The following is a 22,159-nucleotide window of genomic DNA, read 5'->3' as shown; positions in this document are numbered from 1 at the left end:
ATGAAAACAAAAAGTATCAAGGGCATCTTCCAGCAGACCAACAAACTGATGATCCTCGTCGCCTTTATCCCCCTCGTAGTAAGCAGTGTCTTTTACTCGCGACAGATTTTTATTTACCAAAACACCATCAACAATATTGAAGAAGCCAATCAATTATCGGAAAAAGTCGATGCCATTGTCTTGGAAGAAATGTGGGATTTAGTCTTTGGTCAAAAAACCGTCGCACAAGTCCAAGAAACCAATGTGATCGATGAACTAAGGAGCGATCTGCAGCACATTCAAGAAAATACCAGCACTGCCAAAGAGCTCAATATTTTAGCAGTCGCCTTTCGGACGCTCGATTCTTTAGAAACCTATCAGCAACAGTTGATCGATAATATTCTCAACGATGAACCGGTGGAACAAAACCAATACGTCATGATCCAAGTGGATTCGGTGATCGATTTGCTATCCGATATTTTGCAGCAGTTTGTCGGGGTAGAGATCAGCTTAGCCAGCCAAACCAATCACGAATTGGTCCAATCCGTGTTGCTGCTGATCCTTTTTCAGGTCGTGTTGCTTTTGATCATCTTTGCGATCATCAATAAAAACCGCCGCTTTGTTCGTGACAATCTGCAATACCCGCTGGATCGGTTGTTAGACCTTTCCAATGAACTATCCCAAGGACATTTGAGCTACCGAGCAGAACTGCCCGAAACCCCAGAGCTGCGGACTCTGACGAGTAGCTTGAATCGAATGGCAGATGACTTGACTCGGCTCTTGGAAGAAAATGCCTTGAAGCAGTATCACTTAGCCCAAAGTGAGGTGCGGGTCTTACAAGCCCAGATCACTCCACATTTCATCTATAATAGTTTAGATGCGATCGTTTCTTTGATCGAAGCTGCCCGTTACGAGCAAGCAACCGAAATGACTTATGCGCTGTCAGATTTTTTCCGCATCTCCTTAAGCAAAGGGCAAGACTGGATTCCGCTGGAAAAAGAATTGCGGCATGTGGACGATTACTTGAAGATTTTGCAGATCCGCTATGGCAGGATGCTGTCTTACACCATTGAAGATCAAACTGTCAGTCCAGAACTACAGGTTTTGAAAATGGTCCTGCAGCCCCTTGTTGAAAACGCCGTATATCATGGCACCAAATTTGTCCGTCGTGTCGGCATGATTCGAATCACAGTGTCAGAATTGCCTCACCAGATTCAAATGACCATCAGTGACAACGGCGTTGGGATCGACCCTGAGCGTTTGGAGGAGATTCGTCGTAACCTTAAAGAAACCACTGATCCCGCCTCTGAGAGCGGCTATGGCCTATATAACGTCTATCGCCGTCTCCAGCTGAACTACGGCAGCGAAGCGCAACTGACGATCCACAGTCAATACCAAGAAGGCACCACGATTAACGTCACAGTACCAAAAAGGGAGGAACCCAACCATGTACAAAGTGTTCATAGTTGAAGATGAACATCTGATTCGCGATAGTTTGCGCCACCAAATCATGACTCTTGCCAAACAATACCCGATCGTTTATAGCGATGAAGCCGCAGATGGCGAATTGGCGCTGGCTTCGATCCTTGATCTGCGTCCTGATATTATTATCAGTGATATCAAAATGCCGTTTATGGACGGCTTGGTCTTTGCGAAAGAAGCCAAGAAATTATTGCCGCAAGTTCGCATTATTTTCGTTAGCGGCTTTGATGATTTTGACTATGCAAAAACGGCACTGCAGCTGCAAGCAGACGATTACTTGCTCAAGCCCATCAAAAACGAAGAATTAGAACAAGCCATCAAAACCGTCGTTCAACATTTAGATGAACAACAAGCCACTCATCAACAATTATCCAAAGAAGACGATTTATTCGAAATGGAAATCAAAAAGAATCACTTTCTGAATCACCTCTTTAAACAAAAGATCACGATCTCAGAAGCCTTTTTGCAAGCAGAAGAACTGGGCCGGCGCTTTTCAGGCAAACAGTTTTGTGTACTCTTAGCAAAAACCCCCTTCAATCAAAGCTTTTCTGACTACACTCGCTTTAGCCAGCAGCTGACCAAAGCCTATGAACAAGACGATGCCGTCTTGTTCTCCAGTGTTTCTAGCCGCTTCATCAAGTTTTTGCTTTTTGACCATGACCGAGAACAAGTTTTAGAAAAAGCCTATCAGATCGCTCAAAGCCTCGTTCATGGTTCTGGGGAAGAAGTAGCAGTGGCGATCGGACCGGTAGCAGATCGCTTCTCGGGCATCTCTCTTTCTTATCAGAAAGCTCGTGACATGCTAAAAACCTATGGCAGCATCCGCAAGGAAAAAATCATCAGCTATGAAGACGACATTCGCGAAGGGGAACTGTCCCCCACCAATCCTTTCAAAACCGACCTTGCTTCACGGCTGGCAAATGCTGGGAAACAGACGATCCCTGAGCTGATCGCTGAATTGATGGCGCCTCAAGGAACCGTTGAGCGAACGCAAATGTACCGTTTGTTCGTCTTAGTCGAACTGCTGGCATTGTTGAAGAAAAAAGACAGTCATTCGCTGCCCCAGATCGTTCAGCACGCCCATGACTTAGACTATCTAGCGGCATTGACCCATGAGCCAGAGAACTATCAAACGACTCTGGCAGAACTGTTGCCATTATTAACCAAACAACCCATCAATCCTGCAATGGCGAAATATCAAAGCGTCATCAATCAAGCCAAAGCCTTTATTAGTGAGCACTTTTCTGATCCCAATATTTACTTAAATGTAGTTGCTGAAAAAGTTCATTTGAGTCCAGCACATTTCAGCACCATCTTCTCGCAAGCCACTGATTCTACGTTTATCGAATACTTGACCGAGCAACGGTTGACCTTAGCTAAGGAACTGCTGTTAACGACCAATCTACGGCTATCTGAGATCGCCTTTGATGTTGGCTACAATGACCCAAATTATTTTTCCTTTTTGTTCAAGAAGAAAGAAAAAATCTCACCGAAAGAATACCGTCAAAAAAATGCCTAGATGAGTGAAGGGATGCAAAAAAAGAGTGAGGGACAGCAAAATCGTCCTCACTCTTTTTCATTTTCTACCTCATGCAGTTATTTCTTCTCCATCGCAGCTTTTAAAGCAGCTGCTAATGGGCTTTCTTGCGGTTCTTCTTGATTGATTTTGTTCATCAAGCGGCGTTCTTCGTGTTTCGACAGCTTTTTGCTGCGTTCCTTTTTATCCGCCATTTTTTCGGTGGTCCCATCGAATTTACAGCGGAAATAGGCGCCGTTTTTGCCTTCAATGATCTCCATCTTTCGGTGGCATTGCGGGCAGCGTCGGTTTGAAACTTTCGGGTCTTTCCGACGACGGTACTTGCAGGTGCCACTGGAACAAACATAGATCTTGCCATCACGGGTATTTTTCTCCCGCAAGGGTTCGCCGCATTCTGGACACCGTTTTTGGGTCAATGAGAAATCTTGGTACTTGCTCTCACTTTGCTTGATTTCTTTAACCAATTGTTTTGTGTCTGCTTCGATTTGTGCGAGGAAGGTTTGGGCAGAATAGGTGCCTTTCGCAATGGCTTCCAGTTCCTTCTCCCATTTTTCCGTCAATTCTGGTGTCACCAAGGATGGATTGACTAAGACTAACAGCTGCTTGCCTTTTGGCGATACTTGCAAGCCGCTTGGGGCCCGCTCCATCAGCTCAGATTTGATCAGCTTTTCAATGATCTCCGCACGGGTTGCCGGCGTACCAAGACTGTGTTTTTCCATTTTGCCTAAAAGAGTTCCTTCATTCAACGGTTTCGGTGGTGTAGTCAACTCTTTCTGGATGGTAAACTCAGGCTTGACGGTACTGCCTTTTTGCCAAGCCACATCACTGGTTTCTTCTTCAGAAGTCGTTTTCCATCCCGCTTCTAACACGATATTGCGGTTGAATACAAAGGTTTCTGAACCAAAGGTCACGGTCACTTTCTGCTGCTGCTTTTTATGGGGTTTCGCAAAGAGCATTAAGAAACGACTAACGATCATTTGATAGATCCGTTGTTCATCGGTAGTTAATTTTTCATAACGTGCCCGCTGTTCCGTTGGCAATAGGGCATGGTGATCGGTAACTTTTTTATCATTGAAGACAGCTTGCTGCACCACTTGTCCGCCATTTTTCAAGTATCCTTTGACTTCTGGGGCAAAATCCGCAACTGCCTGCAGGCGTTCCTTCATGGTTGCCTTCATATCATTGGTCAAATACTTGGAATCCGTCCTTGGATAAGTGACGATCTTGTGGGTTTCATACAAGCTTTGAACAAGCGACAAGGTCTTCTTGGCAGAAAAACCATAACGCTGATTGGCTTCTCGTTGGATCTCTGTCAAATCGTATGGCAGTGGTGCACTTTCTGTTTTGACCTTTTCTTCGATCGCTGTCACGCGACCATTCTGTTGACTCATCTGTTTGACCAATGCTTCGGCATCGCTGCGTTCTTTTAATTGATAAGGATTTTTTTGCTGCAGGCGAGCCTTGGCATCGCCTACGTTTAGGGTAATCACATGATAGGTTTGCGGACGGAAACTCTCGATCTGCATTTCCTGACTGCGCACCAAAGCTAAGGTAGGGGTTTGGACCCGACCCGCACTAAGATTGTCTTGATATTTGACCGTCAACGCCCGGGTGACATTCAACCCTACCAGCCAGTCGGCTTTTGCCCGCGCAAGGGCGGAGTAGTAAAGATTGTCGTAGTGCTTGGCTGACTGCAATTTTGCAAAGCCTTCTTTGATGGCTTTAGGGGTTTGCGAAGAAATCCACAAACGTTTGACTGGTTTGTCAAAACGAACCCACTCCAAAATCCAGCGAGCGACTAGCTCCCCTTCTCTTCCCGCATCGGTAGCGATCACGACTTCCCCGACATCTTTTCTTTGAGCCAACTGTTTGATGGCTTTTAGTTGATGACCGGTTTTTGGCAACGGCTTGATCCCGATGGACTTAGGGATCATCGGTAACGTTTCCATCTGCCATGATGCCCAGTCTTTGTTTAAATCTTCAGGCATTTTCAAGCCCAATAAATGACCAAGGGCCCAAGTAACGATCACCTTGGGTCCTTCGTAATAATTTTTATGTTTTTGCTCACAGCCCAAAACTTTGCTGAGGTCTTTGGCAACGCTTGGCTTTTCCGCTAGAATTAGTTGTTTCATAAAAATCTTTCCTGCTTTCATCGACGACTTGCTGATATTCTTTGAGCAATGCCAGTCCAATATATTGTTGGAGGTAATCGTCGCATTCTTCGCACCAGCGTTCGTCTTCTTCATTCCAAAAAGCCGTCATAAAGTTTGATTTTGCATTTATGTACGAATACTCTTCTCTGATTTCTTGCCATTTTTGTTCATAAAATGACTGCGCCTCGCTGAAAGTTGCAAATGTGAACGCCTCTTGAATATCTGACTGCCATCCCTCAAAAAACCACCACGGTTCATTGTCCCCATACATGACTACTACTTGATACATTCCATTGCTCCTTTCACGATTCCTTCCTCATATTAGTCACTTTTACTTAAACTTGCAAGGAATAAGTTTCAGCATTTAAACATTGCTTTAAAAATTCATTAAACCCTCGTTTTTTTGTACGATTTATCGGTTGTTTAAGATTACATTATTTCTATGCCCCTATAGTCTAGCACAGATGTTTCCTGTTGTGAATATAACATCAAAAGATTAAAAAAATATCAAACAAGATTTATTTTAACCTCGTAAAAAAAATTTGTCTGCGATGGATATGCTACAATAATGACAACCACGAAATTGCCAGGAGGTGCCCCATGTATCTCGAACAAATCACTTTTCCCGATCAAGAGACCGAGTTTGATTTTTTCCTTTCCATCAAACGAACCGTTTATGATTCTTACTACCCTTTTCAGATTCTCAGTGCCCGCCTTTTTCAGCAGATCGATTTTGAACCGGTCACGATTTTATATGGCGGCAATGGTTCTGGCAAAACCACCGCATTGAACGTGATTGCCGAAAAGATCCACGCGCAGCGCTTTGCTGCGTATAATCGCTCGAATTTTTTCGAGGACTACTTAGCCTACTGTACTACTGGCAGCATCGACGAACCGCAAGAAAAAGTACTTTTGACCAGCGATGATGTCTTTGATTACATGCTGGCTATTCGAAATTTGAATCAAGGGATCGATCATCGCCGAGAAGAAGTATTCCAAGAATACTACCAAGCAAAGTATGCAGACTTTCGTTTCACGGGTTTTGACGATTACCATGAATTGAAGAAAATCAATCTTGCACGATCCAACACACAGTCCAAATTCACCCGCAAGCACTTGATCGACAATGTCCGAGAATATTCCAATGGTGAAAGTGCCTTTCGCTTCTTTCAAGAAAAGATTCGTCCCAACAGCCTTTACTTATTAGATGAACCAGAAAATTCTCTTTCTGCTGAGCGTCAGCTGGAATTGGTGCAGTTACTGGAAGATTTTGTCCGCTATGAACAGTGTCAATTCATTATTGCTACCCATAGTCCTTTCGTTTTATCTTTAAAGGAAGCCAAAATCTATGATTTGGATCAAACGCCCGTCGATGTTCGGAAGTGGACCCAGTTAGCCAGTGTCCAGCAGTATTACCGCTTTTTTCAAGCACACCAAGCCGAATTTGATGATCGATCATGAGCAAAGCAACCCAGTTTCCGCCAAAGATTTCTTTTGGCGGCTTTTTTTCCGTCGCACTCACACAAAGACCAAAATCAAATTGATCAGCGCAATACAGAAGGCGACCACTCCCGCAATTTTGCCCCACTTGACTTCTGCTTGGTTATACTGATCGGAATGCCCCGCAATCTGAGAGGACAAAAAGTAGAACTTTTTAAAAACAATCAAATACCCGACTAACCCAAATAGTACGGCTAAGGCAAGATGATTGATTTGACTTGAAACGACCTGAGTCTGATGAAGCACCACCACCCCTACGACACTAACGACAAACCCCGATTTCATGAGATTGGCTTTTGTACGATTCATGCTCCTCCTCCTTTCTTTTAAAAATGCCAATGCATCAAAAACATTCATTTTCTATCTAAATTATAGCATAATTTGACTATTTTTTTAAAATAGAAAGCGCTCGCTCTATTCGGATTTTCGAATTGATTGATAAAAAGCCCTAGCTAAGTGCAACTGATTGGTTCAGTGTTCTTAGCTAGGACTGATTGTGTTAGTGGTTAAACATATTGTAATTCTTTGGCTTCTTTGTAGGCTGCATCGATCAAACCGCCGCCCAAGCATTCCATCCCGTCATAAAAAACGACTGCTTGTCCAGGAGTGATGGCGCGGACTGGTTCGTCAAAAATCACTTCTGCTCGATCTCCATCTAATAGACGCACCGTTACTGGTACATCTTGTTGACGGTAGCGGAATTTTGCTGTGCATGAAAATTCCGTGCCGCGGTCTTGTTCTGTAGTAAAGTGGATTTGGCTTGCTTCCAAGCGATCTGCATACAATGCGGGGTGATGGAATCCTTGCCCCACATACAAAGTGTTGGTCGCCAAGTCTTTTCCTACGACAAACCATGGTTCTTGAGTGGCACCGCCGCCGCCAATGCCTAAGCCTTGACGTTGTCCGATGGTGTAGTACATCAAGCCATCGTGTTGTCCTTTGACTTCGCCATCTAATGTAACCATATTGCCTTTTTTCGCTGGCAAGTAATTACTCAAAAATTGTTTGAAATTCTTTTCTCCGATAAAGCAGACACCCGTGGAATCTTTTTTCTTGGCTGTTGCTAGACCTGCCCGTTCAGCGATCGCTCGTACTTCTGATTTTTCCATGCCGCCTAGTGGGAACATGGTTTTGCTCAATTGTTCTTGTGACAATTGGCTTAAGAAATACGTTTGATCTTTGTTGTTATCCACGCCACGCAACATATGAGTCACGCCGTTTTCATCAACGGTCACTTGCGCATAATGGCCAGTTGCTACATAATCGGCACCAAGATCCATCGCATAATCCAAAAAGGCTTTGAACTTGATTTCCTTGTTACACATGACATCTGGATTAGGTGTCCGTCCGGCACGGTATTCTGCAAGGAAATATTCAAATACACGGTCCCAATATTCTTTTTCGAAATTCACTGAATAATAAGGAATCCCGATTTGCGCAGCCACTTTGGCTACGTCTTTGTAGTCTTCTGTTGCGGTACAAACACCGTTTTCATCGGTATCATCCCAATTTTTCATAAAGATCCCGACAACATCATACCCTTGTTCTTTCAGCAAAAGTGCTGTTACTGACGAGTCTACCCCGCCACTCATTCCAACCACCACACGGGTGTTTTCGTTAGACATGATCGTTTCACCATCATTTCAATTATAGATTCTGAAATCATCTACGATTTGAAGGTCGCAACTTTTCAGTAATTTGCATTATACAACAAAACACAAAAAAGTTCACTGTTTGCTGTCTTTTCTTATAAATTCCTTGTTACTAGATAAGTTCTTCTTTCATTCGATCCACAGCCGTCCTTTTATTACTGCTGTTCTTGGCGTAATAAATCACTAGGGGCAAAATCATTTTTAGAAAAGTCATCTGGAGGAAACCCGCTGTTCGTTCTTCCCCCATTCAGCCCAATAGAAGAAGCGCTGCTTTTTGTGTATCTTATCGACAGCCGTCCAAACGACTCCCATTGTTCAAAGACCACTAGATAAGCGAATGCTAAGAAGCCGCATTTCACCTTTTAAACGGTCGTTTGTCATAAAATCGTATGGAATTCTTCAGGAAATGCAGAAATGCCGCTATCAGAAAAAGACTATACTTCTTTTAGATACTACTTTACGAGGAGGGGCATTTCATGAGATCACACACAGGGATATCGAAAACTAGGAGAAACGACGGAAAGAAAAGAAAGAGCCTGGCGCTACTACTTTTTCTCATCGGTGGTATTTTTGTCATTCATTACGTGATGGATCAGGCCAGGGATGCTGAATTTGATCAGACAGCGCTTGTCTCAAAAGAGTTCACTCACCAAGCCAATCAAGCGATTCAACAAGCGATGGCAGACACGCAGCAAGTGCCGTTGATTGTACAAACCGATCAACGCTGGGGCAATGACACATATGGATATGGAGAAACGCAAAATACGTTTGCAGCAAACGGGTGCGCTATTGCTTCTTTAGCGATGATCGATTCTTTTTGGACGGATCATCCGTCGAATCCTGACAAACTATTAAAGTGGGCTGGCGATCAATTTTATCTTCCCAAACAAGGAACGAGTTGGCAAATCTTTCCTCAGTTTGCCGAAGCTTTTGGTTACCAATTTGCCGATTTAGGAAGTTCCTTTGCGGCTGCCTATGAGAAAATGACACAAGGCATCCCCGTTGTGGTCTCGGTTCAAGCAGGAACCTTTACGACCTCAGGACATATCATGGTATTGGCTTTGAACAAAGAAGGAGCGATTCAAGTATTCGATCCTAATGATTCCCCCGAAAAAGCCCATTATGAGAAAAGCTATCCTAACGATGTCTTTCAAGCAGAAGGAATCCATTATTGGAGCTTTTGGCTTTGACGTTCTGATCGGCTGAAGCTGCAAAAATACGCCTTTTGTGGGACAAAAAAAGACTAGCCGAAGCTAGTCTTTTGCTTATCTTACTATTATTGAACGCGTGGTTCGTTGTTTTCTTGAATACGCGTCGTTGTTCGGTTGAAGGCACCTTTGGCTTTACGTGTTTGTTTTGACGCAAAGTCGCCAGTTGTTTCTGCCGCACTGCTTACTTTGTCTTGAACTGTTTCAGAGTCTTTTTCGAATTGTTCACGTGTTTTGACATCTGCTACGTTCACGTTTACTTCGATGACGTCTAAATTCGTCATTTTGTTGACTTGTGTTGAAACAACCTCTTTGATTTGGTCGTAGATCGTGGTCATGTCGCTGCCGTATTCTGCAACGATATCAAGATCGACTGCCACTTGTTTTTTCCCAACTTCAACGTTGATCCCTGAAGTCACATCATCGGTGTTGACTAATTTACCTGCAATATTTGAGAAGAAACCGCCATCGACTGTTAAGAGTCCGTCTACAGATTCTAATGCAATGCCTACGATTTTTTGAATCACTTTATCTTCGTAAGTTAATTCTCCTTTAACACCTGTTGTTGGTTTTGTTTGGTTTTCCATCGTACATTCCTCCTACTATAATCTTGATATAAATTAAACTAATAATGTTACCAAAGTTAACGGCGCGGTCTTTGAAATTGTTCAAAGAATCCGACTTCTTTGAGATAAAATCCCAGATACATACCTAGTGCCGTAAACAGCACCAGCAGTATGGTTTTCAAAAAGCCGATCGTTAGAAACAGGATCGCTAGGATCAAACCGAAACCTGCAAAGATAAGCGGGATCTTATAGTGGTAGAACCATTCACTCATACCTGTTCCTCCTAAACTACACGCGGCTGGTTATGGGCTGCTGGCGTTTCTTGCGTATCTTTTAAGACAACTTCCGTTTGGATATTGCTTTCGATACCGAAAAGCTGCTGCAGACTGCTGCTGATCTCACCAACCAATGCTTCTTGTTTTTGCGGGATGGCTGCTGTTTGTTTCATTTCTCCATCGATTTTTACGGATACTTTATTCTTGACGATTTTGATTTTTACGGACGGCTGATGGATGAAATCTGCTTGTTTCACCCGTTCAAGCACAAAATGCTCTAACGCCTTCTTCTGAATCACTAAATCGCCTGTCTTGTGGGAAATGATCAAGCGGTCCGAACGTTTTGGATAAAACAAAACGACAAAGAGCGCGATCACGGTAAAAATGGCAAAGCCAACAGATAACCAAAAGAGCAGCATACTCATGGAAGATCCGACCCAAGGATATTCATCCAAAGGAATCAAGTAAACAGGCAATGAAGCCGCTTGCTGATTGGCGATGATCCCAAAATAAAAGACAAGTAAGAGTAAAAGCAATCCGATGATAAAAATCACTTTAGAAATCTTACGCATTGGCAACCTCCTTTACTGCTTTCTACTTAAAGCATACACATTTCTTAAATATCCATCAAATAATAACTCTTGGAATCGATTATTTTTTACATATAAAGTTTATTTTTATCAAAAAAATTTCCTTAATCAAAGCTTGCTGTCAAAGTCATCACAAAAAAAGCAAGCCGCCCAAATCTGTTTGGACGCTTGCTTTTTTTGTTATCTGTTAACGAGCCAGCTTAGTAAGTTCTTGTTGTTTTGCATGATACAACACCGCCAGTTCATTTTCGGAAACTGGCCGACCAAAAGGACGCGGCTGTGGCAGAAACGCCAATTCTGGTGCATCGACTCCTACGTTGAGATTCTCAGCGATCGGTACACTGTGATGATGAATATGCCCATGCAGATTACGGCTGTTTTTGGTGATCCCCAGCAGCATAGGATAATGGGTCAGTATAAATTGCTGATGAGCAAACTTCAGCAAGACACCGACATCTTCAAACGCATACTTTTCGGCTCCCAAACAACCAGGATCATGCTTGCGCAAGTACGCAAAGAAAGCTCGGGTATCATGATTGCCTTTGATAAAAACGATTTTTCCCTGCAGCTGTGCTAACAGCGCAGCAATTTCTGGAAAGCCCGCTTCGTAATCAGGGTGCATCGCGACATCCCCTAAATGATAGACGACATCTTTATCCGCAACGACCTCATTCCAGCTGGCGATCATCGTTTCATGCATTTGCGTCACTGTCTCAAAGGGGCGTGGGGCAAAGTCATTGTCCCCGAGCAAGGCTGCATGAAAATAGTGGGTATCAGACGTAAAAAATTTCATAGTCGCTCCTTACCTTGGTGCTTTTTCTGTGATCAGCGTCTTTAAATCATCGCTAGCGGCTGCTTTTTCGTCGGTGCAGGAAACCGCGCATCGATTGCTGCCAATTCGCTTTGGGAAAAAACGATTTTGCAAGCTTCAATGTTCTGCAGCATATGCAGCGAGTCACTGGTTTGGGGGATCGCTAAGACGTGGGGTTGTCGAAGGGTCCATGCCAAAAGCAGCTGAAAGATCGTGCAGCCTTTGGCTTCTGCCAGCTCTTTCAACACTTCATCATTTTTGAAGTGGTGCCCTAGCCGATCGCCTTGAGCAATGGGTGAGTAGGCAATCACAGGAATCTCAGCCTCTGCCTGCCAAGGCAAAAGATCGTATTCGATCCCCCGGGCACCTAAATTATAGAGTACTTGGTTGGCGGCACATTGATCGCCGTTTTCTAACCGCAACAGCTCCTCCATATCTGCCACGTCAAAATTAGAGACACCCCATGCACGAATCTTTCCAGAGGCTTTGGCAGCTTCTAGTGCGTCAACTGTTTCTGCTAACGGCACATCTCCTCGCCAGTGGAGCAGATACAGATCAAGATAGTCGGTGCCTAAACGCGTTAAGCTGCGGTCTAAAGCTTTCGGCAATTCATCTGCGGAGGCATTCCAGGGATAGACTTTTGAAATCAAATAAAGATCCCCTCGTGTAAAGGGCTGGATCGCCTTGCCAACTAGCGTTTCTGCGTTTCCCTCGCCGTACATTTCTGCGGTATCGATGACAGCCGCTCCAGCTTTGATGCCCGCTTGCAACGCATCGATCTCGGCTTTTTCCTTAGCTGGGTCATCCCCCATATGCCAAGTCCCCATGCCGACGGCTAGCACTGATTGCTTGTTTAAGGTTCGTTTCATCTTGATTCCCTCTTTCTCGTCTTAACTCATCCTGTTCCTGCGAACACCTTGGGTTTGTTTTCTATAGTATAAAAAGAAACCGCCAAAGATACAAAAGAAGTGTATCAATCCCATGCCTGCTTGGCGGAGTGACACACTTCTTGCCCTTTGAACGATATAGCTGCTTTTGACAAAAGCTTACGCTTTGACAAACAACCCGCGGCTGATAAAACCATCCATTAAAAAGTAAAATTTTTCTTGCAGCATTTTGTGCTGTTCATCTTTGAAAATGTTGACTGCTTTTAACCCATTGGCTGTCGTGATGGACATCTTGAAGGTTTGCAGATCTTTTGCAACAGTGATTTTTAATTTAAAGCCTTCTTTGCTTTGGGGTGTTGCTTCAAGGCCGCGAATCAATTGGAAGTTGCCGCCGTTCGTTTCTGTAAAGCCATTGTCCCGCAACGTATATTTTTTTGCTTCAGGAGCAATGCGGTATTGGGTTGCTGCGCCTAAAACGGTTGCTGTTGTTTCAAATGCCATGTTCTTCACCTCTTTAACATCATTTCTTTCATTATAAATAGTTTTCAGCGAGATTGCTAGCTGTTCTCCTACTTTTTCGTGGCTAAGACAGTTTCTGCTAATAGCTGAGCAAATGCTTCGATTTCCGCCAATGTGTTACCATAGCCAAAGCTGACTCTGACCGATTCCCGAATAGCTGGATGCTCTTTGCCCACCATCGCTTCTAGCACATGGGAGGGCTCCACATTGCCCGCCGTACAAGCGCTGCCTGTCGAGATCGCAGCCCCTTTTAAGTCCAATTTCATCAGCAGCAAGTCACTGCTGACACCTGGGAAACGCAGATTCAAAATATGCGGCAATTTGTGTGCTGGATCACCATTCAACTGAACATCGACGCCTTGTGCTGCTAAGGTCTCCATCAGCACATCGGCAAACGTTTGATATTGTTCCGCCGCTGCTTGCTGCGCTTCGGGGGTATGCAAAGAAGCTGCTTTGGCCATTCCCATGATGGCTGCTAAGTTTTCCGTCCCTGCTCGCCGTTTTTCTTCTTGCTCGCCGCCATGGAGTAGCGCAGGCAGCGACAAGCCATCTCGTTTATACAAAAAGCCGATCCCTTTTGGTCCGTTGATTTTGTGAGCAGAAATGCTTAGAAGATCAATACTGTTTTCATTGATTTCAAGCGGGATCTTGCCATAAGCTTGCACGGCATCGGTATGAAACACGGCGGGATGCTCCCGTAAAAGGGCCCCAATTTCTGCAATCGGCAGCAAATTGCCCGTTTCATTGTTTGCCGTCATTATGGATACTAAAATCGTATCGGGACGTAAGGCAGCCTCAACTTCACTGACGGCCAACTGCCCCTTTTGATCTACGGGCAAATAGGTCACCTCAAAGCCTAAGCCTTCTAAATAGCGCATACTCTCAATGACCGCCGGATGTTCGATCTGGGTCGTAATGATATGTTTGCCTTGTGCTTGTTTGCTAAGGGCTGTACCGATGATTGCTGTATTATCACTTTCGGTACCACCACTATTAAAAATGATCTCATGTTCTTTGACTCCTAGCTGCTGAGCGATCGCTTGACGAGCCAATTCTAATTGGGTGTGGGCGTCTCGACCATAATGATGAATGCTTGATGGATTGCCAAAAAATGTCTGCATCGTTTCACTCATCACTTTGATCACTTCTGGATGCAGCGGTGTCGTTGCTGCATGATCTAAGTAAACCATTCTTTTCACCTATCCTTCATTACTGCCATTATAACAAATCTTCCTCAGACGTCTATCGTGAGTGTCCATACGAAAAAACCTGTCAGTCAAAAGCGGAAAAATCGCCAATGATGACAGGCAGCTGAACGAGTTCAGCCTTACGAAAAATCAGGAACGTGTGCTGTTTTGCTCGTGCGGCTCACGTCACTTACTGATCGTTTTATTTTTTTCCAGGTTCAGAGGCAATGACAGTCAATTCACCAACCAATTCCCATTTCTTGATCGGGTTTGGCAAAATGCAACTCGTGCCCATTTTTAGTTCATAGGAATGACCGTCGATCATCAAATGCCCATACCCATCGATCACGGTCAACAAGGTATAATCGGCCTTTTGTGCCAACGATAATTTTCCACGTACTTCCCACTCATACACATTGAAAAATGGCGTTTCAAGATAGGTAACAACTGCTGATTGTCCTTGTTTGACCTCACGGATCGATAATTCTGGCGTCCGTGCAGGAATCGTCGTCACATCGATCGATTGTTGGATATGCAGCTCCCGAGTTTGTCCTTGATCATCGGTACGATCATAGTCGTACACCCGATAAGTCGTATCCGAGCTCTGCTGGGTTTCCAAGATCATGATCCCTTTTCCAATGGCATGGATCGTTCCACTTGGCACATAGAAGAAATCGCCTTTTTTCACAGGGACTTTTGTTAACAAATCATCCCAACGACCCGCTTCGATCATTTCCGCAAGTTCTTCTTTGGTTTGTGCATGGTGGCCATAAATGATTTCCGCACCTGGTTCGGCATCAATGATGTACCAGCATTCCGTTTTCCCTAATTCCCCTTCATGGGCTAACCCATACGTGTCATCAGGATGGACTTGAACGGATAGATCATCTTCCGCGTCTAAAATTTTAATTAATAATGGAAAGACTGGTTCGTCTGAATGACCAAATAGTTCTTGATGGTCTTGCCAAAGATCCGCCAATGTTTTGCCTTTAAACGGACCATTTTCAATGACGCTCACCCCATGAGGATGCGCACTGATCGCCCAATCTTCACCGATCTTGTCGCTCGGTAAATCAAAACCAAAAACAGAATGCAGGCGACTGCCGCCCCAAATTTTTTCTTGAAAAACAGGTTTCATAAACAATGGTTCCATAATTGTTCCCCTCTCTAGTTGTTCGTGCATATTATAGCATGAATCCGCTTATTCGGCAGATTCTTTTAAGTAACATTGCAGGATTTCGTCACGATGACCCAAGTAGCTTTCTCGATGATCCACTGGATGGACCCGATTCGATAAGAAAATAAACGCTTTTTTGTTAGGGATATCTACTGCGAGAAACGTGCCTGTATAGCCTGTATGAAATAATTGGTACGGCGCACCCAATAAGTCCCAGCCATAGGTGCGGGGCTTTGTGCTTTCAGGCGTCTGCCTGTGAGCTAGCGCCTGCATGACTTTTTCTGAGAAAAACGGCGCTCCTTGCTGCTGACCATTTGCCAGTAACAGTTGAACGAAAAGCGTCAAGTCATCCACGGTAGAAAACAACCCTGCGTTGCCGGCATGGTTTCCCAACACCCGTGCCTTAGGATCGTGGGTGATTCCTCTAAGGATGCTGCCGTCTGGCTGCTGCTGGGTAGGCACGATCATTGGCAGCTGTGAGGGAGGAAAAGGCGGAAAGCCGCTGTTCTTCATGCCTAAAGGCGTCAAGACTTCTTCTTGAAAAATCTCGGTCACTGGTTTTTGATACAGCTCCTCCAATAAAAAGCCCAGCAAAATCGTCCCAGTATCCGTATAGTTGACCGTTTGACCGATCGTATCACTGCTTTCAAGCTGCAAATACGCCTTGCGCAAGGCAGCAGCATCCAACTGGTCTCGATGAGGAATCCACGTGTTGATGGCTGCCGTATGCGTCAGCAAGTGCTTGATCGTTACCCGATCGTCTTTAAACGCTGGCAGCCAACGAGTAAGCGGCGCCTCCATCTCGATTTTTCCTTGATCCCACAATTTTAACAGAACACTCGTTGTACAAACGACTTTCGTCAATGAGGCTAAATCAAACAAATGGTCTTTCGTCATAGGTTCGGTTTTCGGAAGAAGCGCTGCCTGTCCGAATACATGGGTCTCTTGGGTTTCACCAGCGATAAAACGCAGCACCGCTCCTGGGAAAACGGTCGGCATTTTTTCTTGAATGAGCTGTATTGTTTTTGGGTACATTGTCATCGTTCCATACTCGCTCCTTTCAGGCTTGTCTTGCTTCTAACTTTAGCACTTTTTAGCAGCAAACAAAACTCGTTATCCCCTTTTTTCCTCCAACTATCCGACTCGATCAGCTAGTCGATTCGCTTGCTTGGTTTCTTAGTCATCAAAAAACATCGACTACTCAAAAGAGTTTCCGATGTTTTTTCTTATCTATTTAGATTTATTTTTTAACGATAAACCACCATTCGATACCGATCGCATCGTAGGTCGTCAACAACTTCCGTTTTTTGTCGATGAAGAACTCTTGGTTCTTCTCAGACAAGTGCTTTTCCAATGTATCGATATCTTCTTGACTGATGGAGATTTTCAAGAAGTCTAAGCCAAGCACCTCATGGGTCGGCAAATCGATCGTACCACCTTGTGCTTCAGTCAAGCCGACTTGGAAGTCACCATCATTGAGGATAAATTCCTTCGTTTCGGCTTCTTTTGTTTTCAAGCCTAAGCTTTCTTCTAAGAAAAGCTGCTCTTTGGCTAGATCACTGACGTTTAAATACAGCTTGCCAAAATGAGCTTCTTTTGATAAGCCAGCCGCTTTTGCAGGTGCCGCTTTGATCAATTCTGCTTCGTCTTTTGGTACCGCAGTTCCTGCGGGTGCTGTAAATAAGACTTCAATTTTGTTCCCTTCTGGATCAGCTATAATAAAGCCTAATTGATTCGCTTCATAACGAGCTTCTTCGAAAGCAATCGCTTTTTGTTGGGCATTGCTCGCGATAGTTGCCGCTTCTTCTAATGAGGATACGGCTAAGACGATGCGCTGCATTTTTTTGATCTCGCCGAAGTGATCGTTGGCACGCGGGCTTTCTTCCAACCATAAAACTTCTCTATCTAATCCTTTTAGACCAAAGATGGCCAATTCATTTTCTTCTCTTTTCAACTCAAAACCAAGTACATCCCGATAAAAGGCAATCGCTTGATCGCGGTCTTTTACCCGGATTGCAACAGTCAGCAACTTCGTACTGCTCCCCAATAAGAAATCTGTCATTGTTTCTCCCCCTACTTACATATGTACTCATTGTACTGATAAAACGAAATTCTAGCAAATGAAATCCCTACCTATTTTATTCTTTTTTTAGAGAAAATAAGAAGAAAAGCACAGAAAAGTCAGAATTTTGCATTTTTATGAGTAGAGAAGAGGCATTTGGGTGTTGCTAATGACTTCAGCTACAGACAGCTGCGGCTGGACTTGCCGCGAGGATCTGGGTTCCTAAACGATCGATTCGATCGGTGATACAAACGGCAGCTACCCCTGCTTTCAAGGCTTTCTGCGCACTTTTTAGTTTTGGCAGCATGCCGCCTGTGACTACTTCTTCGGTGATCAAACGGGGGATCTCTTCAAAAGAAACAGCCGATAACCACTGGCTTTCTTGCTTGATCCCAGGGACATCCGTCAACAAATATAGTTTTTCGGCTTGTAAACTGGCAGCAACCTGACACGCTACTTCATCGGCATTGATGTTCAGCCATTGCCCCTCTGGGGTAATTCCTAGCGGTGCCAAGATCGGGACATGTTTTTTCTCTGTCAAGAGCTGCAGGAAAGCAGCGTTGATTTGTTGAACCTTCCCCACCTGTCCTAATTTTTCTTCATCAATGACTTCTCCTTGAATCAGTTGATCACAGCCAGCATTCAGTCCTACGGCATGGAACCCAGCTTGCTGGAAAGCGGTCGTGATCAGCGGTTGAACTTGTCCCAAAAGGACCATTCTAGTTACTTCAAGCGTCTGGGGGTCGGTCACCCGCAGGCCGTCTTTGATCGTGACTGTCAACGCCATTTTCTCCATCATTTCTGAGATGTAGTGACCGCCGCCATGGACGATGACTACTTTTTTGCCCGCAGCTTGCCAATCTGCTATAGTCTCAAAGAATGACGGGGTTAAATTGTCTGAGGCGACACCGCCGATTTTTACTACGATCGTTTCCATCTACTCGCTCCTTTTTGTCTAGTACCTGATTTCTTTCAGGTATGATATAGTGCGTTGATTTTCACATAGTCATACGTCAGATCACAGCCCCAAGCGGTGCCAACACCTGCCCCTTCTTTCAGCTCGACAACGACCTTGACTTCATTTTCCGCCAATTGTTCTTGCATGATGGTTTCGTCAAAAGCTACCGGTGTCCCTTGGACAAAGACGGGAATGTCGGCTAATGCAATCGATACCGTTGCTGGATCGATCGGCTGCCCACTATAGCCCACTGCACATAAGATACGCCCCCAGTTCGGGTCTTTGCCAAAGAGGGCTGTTTTGACCAGTGGCGAACCAACGATGGTTTTGCTGATCATTCGGGCTGCTTCATCGGTCACAGCTCCACTCGTATGAGCTTCGATCAATTTGCTGGCGCCTTCTCCGTCCTTTGCAACTGCTTTGGCTAGTGCGGTCAGAACTGCTTTGAGCATCCCTTTAAACTCATGATAAGCTGGCGTGCCAGCTTCGATCGTTGGATTTTTGGCTAACCCGTTAGCTAAAACTAACACCATATCATTGGTGGATGTATCGCCATCGACCGTGATTTGATTGAAGGTAACGTCGGTTAATTCTTTCAGCAGTGCTTGCAAGAGTGCTGGAGCGATCGCCGCATCCGTCGTAACAAAGGCCAGCATCGTAGCCATATTGGGATGGATCATACCAGACCCTTTGGCACAGCCCGCAACAGTCACCGTTTTGTCAGCGATCGTTGATTGGATGACACTGCTTTTTTCAGTCAGATCCGTCGTCAAAATCGCTCTTTGAAATCGGTGGGCATCCCCTTGCCTGTTTAGTTGCTGAATCCCTGCAGTGATTTTTTCCATCGGTAAGCTCTTACCAATGATCCCGGTGGAGGCTACCGCAAAGGCTTCGGGACTCGTATGCAGCTGGGCTGCTGCCAATTCTGCCATCTCTTGTGCATCTTTTAAACCTTGCTCCCCGGTACAAGCATTGGCATTGCCCGCATTGACGATCACGCCTTGCAAGGTGCCTGCTTGCATTTTTTCCTTTGTAACGAGAATGGGTGCCGCTTGTACTTGATTGGTGGTAAAGACTGCCGCAGCACTGGCTGGCACTTCAGAGACGATCCAACCAAGATCGACTTTCTCTTTCTTCAGACCGCAATGCAGACCGTCGGCAAAAAAACCTTTGGGGGTTGCGATCGTTCCTTCGATTTCTTTCATTTTCTTTCCTCCTACTGCCACCTTTTTGCGGATTGTCCACTGGCTGACACGAGTATCCTCACGCGTCTGTTGGCTATTTTATGGATATAACGGTGCTTGCATAAGACCAGTCGTTTCTGGTATCTTTGCCCATCGATTGAAGTTTTGGATCGCTTGGCCAGCAGCCCCTTTGCCTAAATTATCGATCACTGCGACAACGGTCAACACTTGGGTCAGCGGATTGAAACATATGCCAATGTCACAAAAATTCGTTCCCGTCACTTGCCGCAGCTCGGGCAGCTTTCCTAACGGTTGCACTCGGACAAACGGATGGTCTTGATACGTTTTTACGTACTGCTCATAGATGTCCTCTTGCGAAATCGCGTCTTTGATAGGCGCATAAAGCGTCATAAAGATCCCTCTTTTGACAGGCAGTAAGCTGGTAGAAAATTGGATCGGCGGCATTGCCTGATCCCATTGCTGAAACTGTTGCATGATCTCAGGAATATGCTGATGCTGATTTGGCTTATACATCGTCATGTTATCCGCAGCGGTTGCAAAGTGACTGCTGTCCGTCAATTTCTTACCAGCACCCGACAAACCCGACTTGCCATCAAAAATCAACGTACCGCTGAATAGTTTTTGCTGAACCAACGGCGCAGCAGCTAAAATGGCAGCAGTCGCATAACAGCCTGGATTGGCGATCAAATTGCCAGGAGTCGTTGCAAACTCAGGCAGCGAATAGGTCGCTTGTGCCAACAACTCGGCAGGTGCAGCTTCTTGGTGATACCATTTTTGATAGCTATCCCGATCCTTCAATCGCAGATCACCAGAAAGGTCAATCACTGGAAAGTCATTTGCGACAAGAGTCGCTGCGAGTTCTTTGCTGATTCCAGCAGGAGTCGCAAAAAACACGAGTTGATTTTCCTTTTGGATTTTTTCTGCATCAAAAGGTTCGATCAGCCGCTCTGTCAGTCCAATTAAATGAGGATACAAAACAGATGAATTTTCATGCATAGAATGACTATGCAAGGTGCCCACCTCCAATTGGGGATGTTGCTGGATCAAACGAATCAATTCAATTCCGGTATACCCTGTTACACCAACGATTGCTGCCTTCAAACACGTCACTCCTCAAAAGAATTTACTTAAGATTATAAGAAACTCCCATCGCTCTGTCAATGATTATTTATAAAACTATTCAAAATAAATTCGCTATTATTCGGTTTTTATAAGAAAAAAAGCCCGAAAAATCTATTTTTATGCAATTATGCTAAGACAGCTTGCAAAATCGCCAAGGCTGCTGTCGTTTCCTCTTGCGAGATCGTTAAAGGCGGCAGCAAGCGCAAAACCTTGGTTCCCGCTTTTAATGCGAGGAGGCCTTGGTTCCGCAGTTGGGTCAACACGGATTGCAAGCTTTCCGAATCGGCTAATTCGATACCGATCATCAATCCTTTCCCACGAATCGCCTGCACCTTAGATAGTCCTTGCAATCCGTCGAGAAACTGCTGCTGGCGCAAGTGAACATTGACTTGAATGTCCCCTTCTTGCAACACACTGCAAACGGCACTAGCAGCGGCCATCGCTAATTTATTGCCACCAAAGGTCGAACCGTGACTACCGGGTCCAAAAGCCGTTTGCAAATGGCTTTTGCCTAGCATCGCTCCGACAGGGATCCCGTTACCAAGCCCTTTTGCTACGGTAAAAAGATCAGGTTCAATGCCATATCCTTCAAAAGCAAACAGTGTTCCTGTCCGTCCCATCCCGGTTTGGATCTCATCCACCACCAGTAGTACCCCCAACTCCTGACAAAGGGCTGCCACCGCTTGGACCCACGCCACCTCAGCAGGGATCACACCGCCTTCGCCTTGGATCAATTCTAAAAAAACGGCTGCCGTCTGCTCATCTAAAACGGCTTGCAATGCCTCAAGGTCATTAAAGGGTACATACACCATCTCTGGTACTAACGGTCCAAACCCATCATGGATACTACTTTGCCCAGTCAAAGACATCGCCCCAAAGGTCCGACCATGGAAAGATTGTTCAAAACTAATGACTTTGCTGCGGCCAGTCGCTTTGCGAGCCAACTTTAAAGCAGCTTCGTTCGCCTCAGCGCCACTATTGCAAAAATAAGCCAGATACGGCTCGTCTGAAGCGCTCTTTTGATTTTGGGTCAGCTTTTGGGCAACTTCTTCTTGCAACTGGCTGTCATACAAATTCGGCACATGCCAAATCTGCTCTGCTTGTGTCATCAATGCGGCTTGCACTTTGGGATGCCCATAACCGAGATTAACGACCCCGATGCCGCTTGTTAAATCTAAATATTGGTTGCCTTGCGAATCTACCACATAGCTGCCGTTGCCTTGCTGGATATCGATGGGTAAACGGCTGTAATTAGGAAAAAGATGACTCATTGGTTTCACTCCTTGTCT

General features: G+C 45.0%; 22 protein-coding genes. 4 read left to right on the top strand and 18 right to left on the bottom strand.

The window, feature by feature from the left end; all coding sequences use genetic code 11:
* Complete coding sequence (locus ACTW1R_RS01970) at nucleotides 1-1,449, top strand: sensor histidine kinase (RefSeq protein ID WP_074934406.1); 1,449 nt, start codon at nucleotides 1-3, stop codon at nucleotides 1,447-1,449.
* On the top strand, nucleotides 1,427-2,980 hold the full coding sequence (locus ACTW1R_RS01965; protein ID WP_489927381.1) for a response regulator: 1,554 nt from the start codon (nucleotides 1,427-1,429) through the stop codon (nucleotides 2,978-2,980). The genes ACTW1R_RS01970 and ACTW1R_RS01965 overlap by 23 nt, the downstream gene beginning before the upstream one ends.
* A 77-nt stretch (nucleotides 2,981-3,057) precedes the next feature.
* Here the strand turns inward: ACTW1R_RS01965 and ACTW1R_RS01960 are convergent, their stop codons facing one another.
* Both ACTW1R_RS01960 and ACTW1R_RS01955 read right to left on the bottom strand, forming a co-directional pair.
* Nucleotides 3,058-5,130: a DNA topoisomerase III gene (locus tag ACTW1R_RS01960; RefSeq protein WP_489927380.1), complete on the bottom strand. Its 2,073-nt coding sequence runs from the start codon at nucleotides 5,128-5,130 to the stop codon at nucleotides 3,058-3,060.
* Nucleotides 5,063-5,440 (bottom strand): DUF1033 family protein, encoded by a 378-nt coding sequence (locus ACTW1R_RS01955; RefSeq protein ID WP_005227251.1) that lies wholly within the window; start codon nucleotides 5,438-5,440, stop codon nucleotides 5,063-5,065. Before ACTW1R_RS01955 ends, ACTW1R_RS01960 begins: the two co-directional genes overlap by 68 nt.
* A gap of 311 nt (nucleotides 5,441-5,751) precedes the next feature.
* Here ACTW1R_RS01955 and ACTW1R_RS01950 point away from each other — a divergent pair, with 311 nt between their 5' ends.
* A complete protein-coding gene (locus tag ACTW1R_RS01950; protein ID WP_118215020.1) occupies nucleotides 5,752-6,612 on the top strand; it encodes an AAA family ATPase in 861 nt (286 codons plus the stop codon).
* Nucleotides 6,613-6,669: 57 nt separating this feature from the next.
* On the opposite strand, the gene ACTW1R_RS01945 is transcribed toward ACTW1R_RS01950, so the two are convergent.
* Both ACTW1R_RS01945 and mnmA read right to left on the bottom strand, forming a co-directional pair.
* Entirely contained in the window at nucleotides 6,670-6,960 is a 291-nt protein-coding gene (locus ACTW1R_RS01945) for a hypothetical protein (protein WP_240935759.1), read from the bottom strand.
* A 197-nt stretch (nucleotides 6,961-7,157) separates the two neighbouring features.
* The gene (gene mnmA, locus ACTW1R_RS01940) at nucleotides 7,158-8,276 is read right to left on the bottom strand and encodes a tRNA 2-thiouridine(34) synthase MnmA (protein ID WP_026008140.1); all 1,119 of its coding nucleotides are present in this window, start codon (nucleotides 8,274-8,276) and stop codon (nucleotides 7,158-7,160) included.
* A 503-nt stretch (nucleotides 8,277-8,779) separates the two neighbouring features.
* Between mnmA and ACTW1R_RS01935 the strand changes: the two genes are divergently transcribed.
* Entirely contained in the window at nucleotides 8,780-9,493 is a 714-nt protein-coding gene (locus tag ACTW1R_RS01935) for a C39 family peptidase (protein WP_087626828.1), read from the top strand.
* 86 nt (nucleotides 9,494-9,579) lie between these two features.
* Here the strand turns inward: ACTW1R_RS01935 and ACTW1R_RS01930 are convergent, their stop codons facing one another.
* The 14 genes from ACTW1R_RS01930 to argD form a co-directional block, all read right to left on the bottom strand.
* On the bottom strand, nucleotides 9,580-10,098 hold the full coding sequence (locus ACTW1R_RS01930; protein WP_005227237.1) for an Asp23/Gls24 family envelope stress response protein: 519 nt from the start codon (nucleotides 10,096-10,098) through the stop codon (nucleotides 9,580-9,582).
* 56 nt (nucleotides 10,099-10,154) lie between these two features.
* Nucleotides 10,155-10,349: a DUF2273 domain-containing protein gene (locus ACTW1R_RS01925; RefSeq protein ID WP_005227236.1), complete on the bottom strand. Its 195-nt coding sequence runs from the start codon at nucleotides 10,347-10,349 to the stop codon at nucleotides 10,155-10,157.
* A gap of 11 nt (nucleotides 10,350-10,360) precedes the next feature.
* Entirely contained in the window at nucleotides 10,361-10,924 is a 564-nt protein-coding gene (gene amaP / locus ACTW1R_RS01920; RefSeq protein WP_005227235.1) for an alkaline shock response membrane anchor protein AmaP, read from the bottom strand.
* Between the two features lie 205 nt (nucleotides 10,925-11,129).
* Nucleotides 11,130-11,735, bottom strand: a complete 606-nt coding sequence (locus ACTW1R_RS01915) for a metallophosphoesterase (RefSeq protein WP_005227234.1) — start codon at nucleotides 11,733-11,735, stop codon at nucleotides 11,130-11,132.
* 41 nt (nucleotides 11,736-11,776) lie between these two features.
* Nucleotides 11,777-12,622 carry an aldo/keto reductase gene (locus ACTW1R_RS01910; protein ID WP_005227233.1) on the bottom strand — a complete coding sequence of 282 codons (846 nt, stop codon included), beginning with the start codon at nucleotides 12,620-12,622 and terminating at the stop codon, nucleotides 11,777-11,779.
* A gap of 177 nt (nucleotides 12,623-12,799) precedes the next feature.
* Nucleotides 12,800-13,141, bottom strand: coding sequence for a DUF1831 domain-containing protein (locus ACTW1R_RS01905; RefSeq protein WP_005232263.1), 342 nt, complete (start codon nucleotides 13,139-13,141; stop codon nucleotides 12,800-12,802).
* 68 nt (nucleotides 13,142-13,209) lie between these two features.
* Nucleotides 13,210-14,349 carry a cysteine desulfurase family protein gene (locus ACTW1R_RS01900; protein ID WP_015508865.1) on the bottom strand — a complete coding sequence of 380 codons (1,140 nt, stop codon included), beginning with the start codon at nucleotides 14,347-14,349 and terminating at the stop codon, nucleotides 13,210-13,212.
* Nucleotides 14,350-14,548: 199 nt separating this feature from the next.
* On the bottom strand, nucleotides 14,549-15,502 hold the full coding sequence (gene manA / locus ACTW1R_RS01895; RefSeq protein WP_170927559.1) for a mannose-6-phosphate isomerase, class I: 954 nt from the start codon (nucleotides 15,500-15,502) through the stop codon (nucleotides 14,549-14,551).
* Nucleotides 15,503-15,547: 45 nt separating this feature from the next.
* Nucleotides 15,548-16,564, bottom strand: coding sequence for a serine hydrolase domain-containing protein (locus tag ACTW1R_RS01890; protein WP_142974005.1), 1,017 nt, complete (start codon nucleotides 16,562-16,564; stop codon nucleotides 15,548-15,550).
* Between the two features lie 199 nt (nucleotides 16,565-16,763).
* Nucleotides 16,764-17,585 (bottom strand): VOC family protein, encoded by an 822-nt coding sequence (locus ACTW1R_RS01885; protein ID WP_015508862.1) that lies wholly within the window; start codon nucleotides 17,583-17,585, stop codon nucleotides 16,764-16,766.
* A gap of 175 nt (nucleotides 17,586-17,760) precedes the next feature.
* Nucleotides 17,761-18,522, bottom strand: coding sequence for an acetylglutamate kinase (gene argB, locus ACTW1R_RS01880; protein ID WP_074535346.1), 762 nt, complete (start codon nucleotides 18,520-18,522; stop codon nucleotides 17,761-17,763).
* Nucleotides 18,523-18,557: 35 nt separating this feature from the next.
* Entirely contained in the window at nucleotides 18,558-19,748 is a 1,191-nt protein-coding gene (gene argJ, locus ACTW1R_RS01875) for a bifunctional glutamate N-acetyltransferase/amino-acid acetyltransferase ArgJ (protein ID WP_015508860.1), read from the bottom strand.
* A gap of 78 nt (nucleotides 19,749-19,826) precedes the next feature.
* Nucleotides 19,827-20,849 carry an N-acetyl-gamma-glutamyl-phosphate reductase gene (gene argC, locus ACTW1R_RS01870; protein ID WP_016609579.1) on the bottom strand — a complete coding sequence of 341 codons (1,023 nt, stop codon included), beginning with the start codon at nucleotides 20,847-20,849 and terminating at the stop codon, nucleotides 19,827-19,829.
* 146 nt (nucleotides 20,850-20,995) lie between these two features.
* Nucleotides 20,996-22,141, bottom strand: coding sequence for an acetylornithine transaminase (gene argD, locus ACTW1R_RS01865; RefSeq protein WP_015508858.1), 1,146 nt, complete (start codon nucleotides 22,139-22,141; stop codon nucleotides 20,996-20,998).
* Nucleotides 22,142-22,159 lie beyond the last annotated feature (18 nt).

The sequence above is a fragment of the Enterococcus sp. R12 genome, from assembly GCF_058135755.1.
Note: the sequence above shows the minus strand (reverse complement) of the source record. Positions and strands in the feature narration are given on the sequence as shown.

What these genes read in the sequence shown, in the direction of transcription:
- ACTW1R_RS01960 (WP_489927380.1), bottom strand. Translation starts at nt 5,130, where the DNA reads ATGAAACAACTAATTCTAGCGGAAAAGCCAAGCGTTGCCAAAGACCTC.
- ACTW1R_RS01900 (WP_015508865.1), bottom strand. Translation starts at nt 14,349, where the DNA reads ATGGTTTACTTAGATCATGCAGCAACGACACCGCTGCATCCAGAAGTG.
- mnmA (WP_026008140.1), bottom strand. Translation starts at nt 8,276, where the DNA reads ATGTCTAACGAAAACACCCGTGTGGTGGTTGGAATGAGTGGCGGGGTA.
- argD (WP_015508858.1), bottom strand. Translation starts at nt 22,141, where the DNA reads ATGAGTCATCTTTTTCCTAATTACAGCCGTTTACCCATCGATATCCAG.
- ACTW1R_RS01935 (WP_087626828.1), top strand. Translation starts at nt 8,780, where the DNA reads ATGAGATCACACACAGGGATATCGAAAACTAGGAGAAACGACGGAAAG.
- ACTW1R_RS01950 (WP_118215020.1), top strand. Translation starts at nt 5,752, where the DNA reads ATGTATCTCGAACAAATCACTTTTCCCGATCAAGAGACCGAGTTTGAT.
- ACTW1R_RS01965 (WP_489927381.1), top strand. Translation starts at nt 1,427, where the DNA reads ATGTACAAAGTGTTCATAGTTGAAGATGAACATCTGATTCGCGATAGT.
- ACTW1R_RS01910 (WP_005227233.1), bottom strand. Translation starts at nt 12,622, where the DNA reads ATGAAACGAACCTTAAACAAGCAATCAGTGCTAGCCGTCGGCATGGGG.
- ACTW1R_RS01905 (WP_005232263.1), bottom strand. Translation starts at nt 13,141, where the DNA reads ATGGCATTTGAAACAACAGCAACCGTTTTAGGCGCAGCAACCCAATAC.
- ACTW1R_RS01885 (WP_015508862.1), bottom strand. Translation starts at nt 17,585, where the DNA reads ATGACAGATTTCTTATTGGGGAGCAGTACGAAGTTGCTGACTGTTGCA.
- argJ (WP_015508860.1), bottom strand. Translation starts at nt 19,748, where the DNA reads ATGAAAGAAATCGAAGGAACGATCGCAACCCCCAAAGGTTTTTTTGCC.
- ACTW1R_RS01915 (WP_005227234.1), bottom strand. Translation starts at nt 11,735, where the DNA reads ATGAAATTTTTTACGTCTGATACCCACTATTTTCATGCAGCCTTGCTC.
- ACTW1R_RS01955 (WP_005227251.1), bottom strand. Translation starts at nt 5,440, where the DNA reads ATGTATCAAGTAGTAGTCATGTATGGGGACAATGAACCGTGGTGGTTT.
- ACTW1R_RS01945 (WP_240935759.1), bottom strand. Translation starts at nt 6,960, where the DNA reads ATGAATCGTACAAAAGCCAATCTCATGAAATCGGGGTTTGTCGTTAGT.
- ACTW1R_RS01925 (WP_005227236.1), bottom strand. Translation starts at nt 10,349, where the DNA reads ATGAGTGAATGGTTCTACCACTATAAGATCCCGCTTATCTTTGCAGGT.
- ACTW1R_RS01970 (WP_074934406.1), top strand. Translation starts at nt 1, where the DNA reads ATGAAAACAAAAAGTATCAAGGGCATCTTCCAGCAGACCAACAAACTG.
- amaP (WP_005227235.1), bottom strand. Translation starts at nt 10,924, where the DNA reads ATGCGTAAGATTTCTAAAGTGATTTTTATCATCGGATTGCTTTTACTC.
- ACTW1R_RS01890 (WP_142974005.1), bottom strand. Translation starts at nt 16,564, where the DNA reads ATGACAATGTACCCAAAAACAATACAGCTCATTCAAGAAAAAATGCCG.
- ACTW1R_RS01930 (WP_005227237.1), bottom strand. Translation starts at nt 10,098, where the DNA reads ATGGAAAACCAAACAAAACCAACAACAGGTGTTAAAGGAGAATTAACT.
- argB (WP_074535346.1), bottom strand. Translation starts at nt 18,522, where the DNA reads ATGGAAACGATCGTAGTAAAAATCGGCGGTGTCGCCTCAGACAATTTA.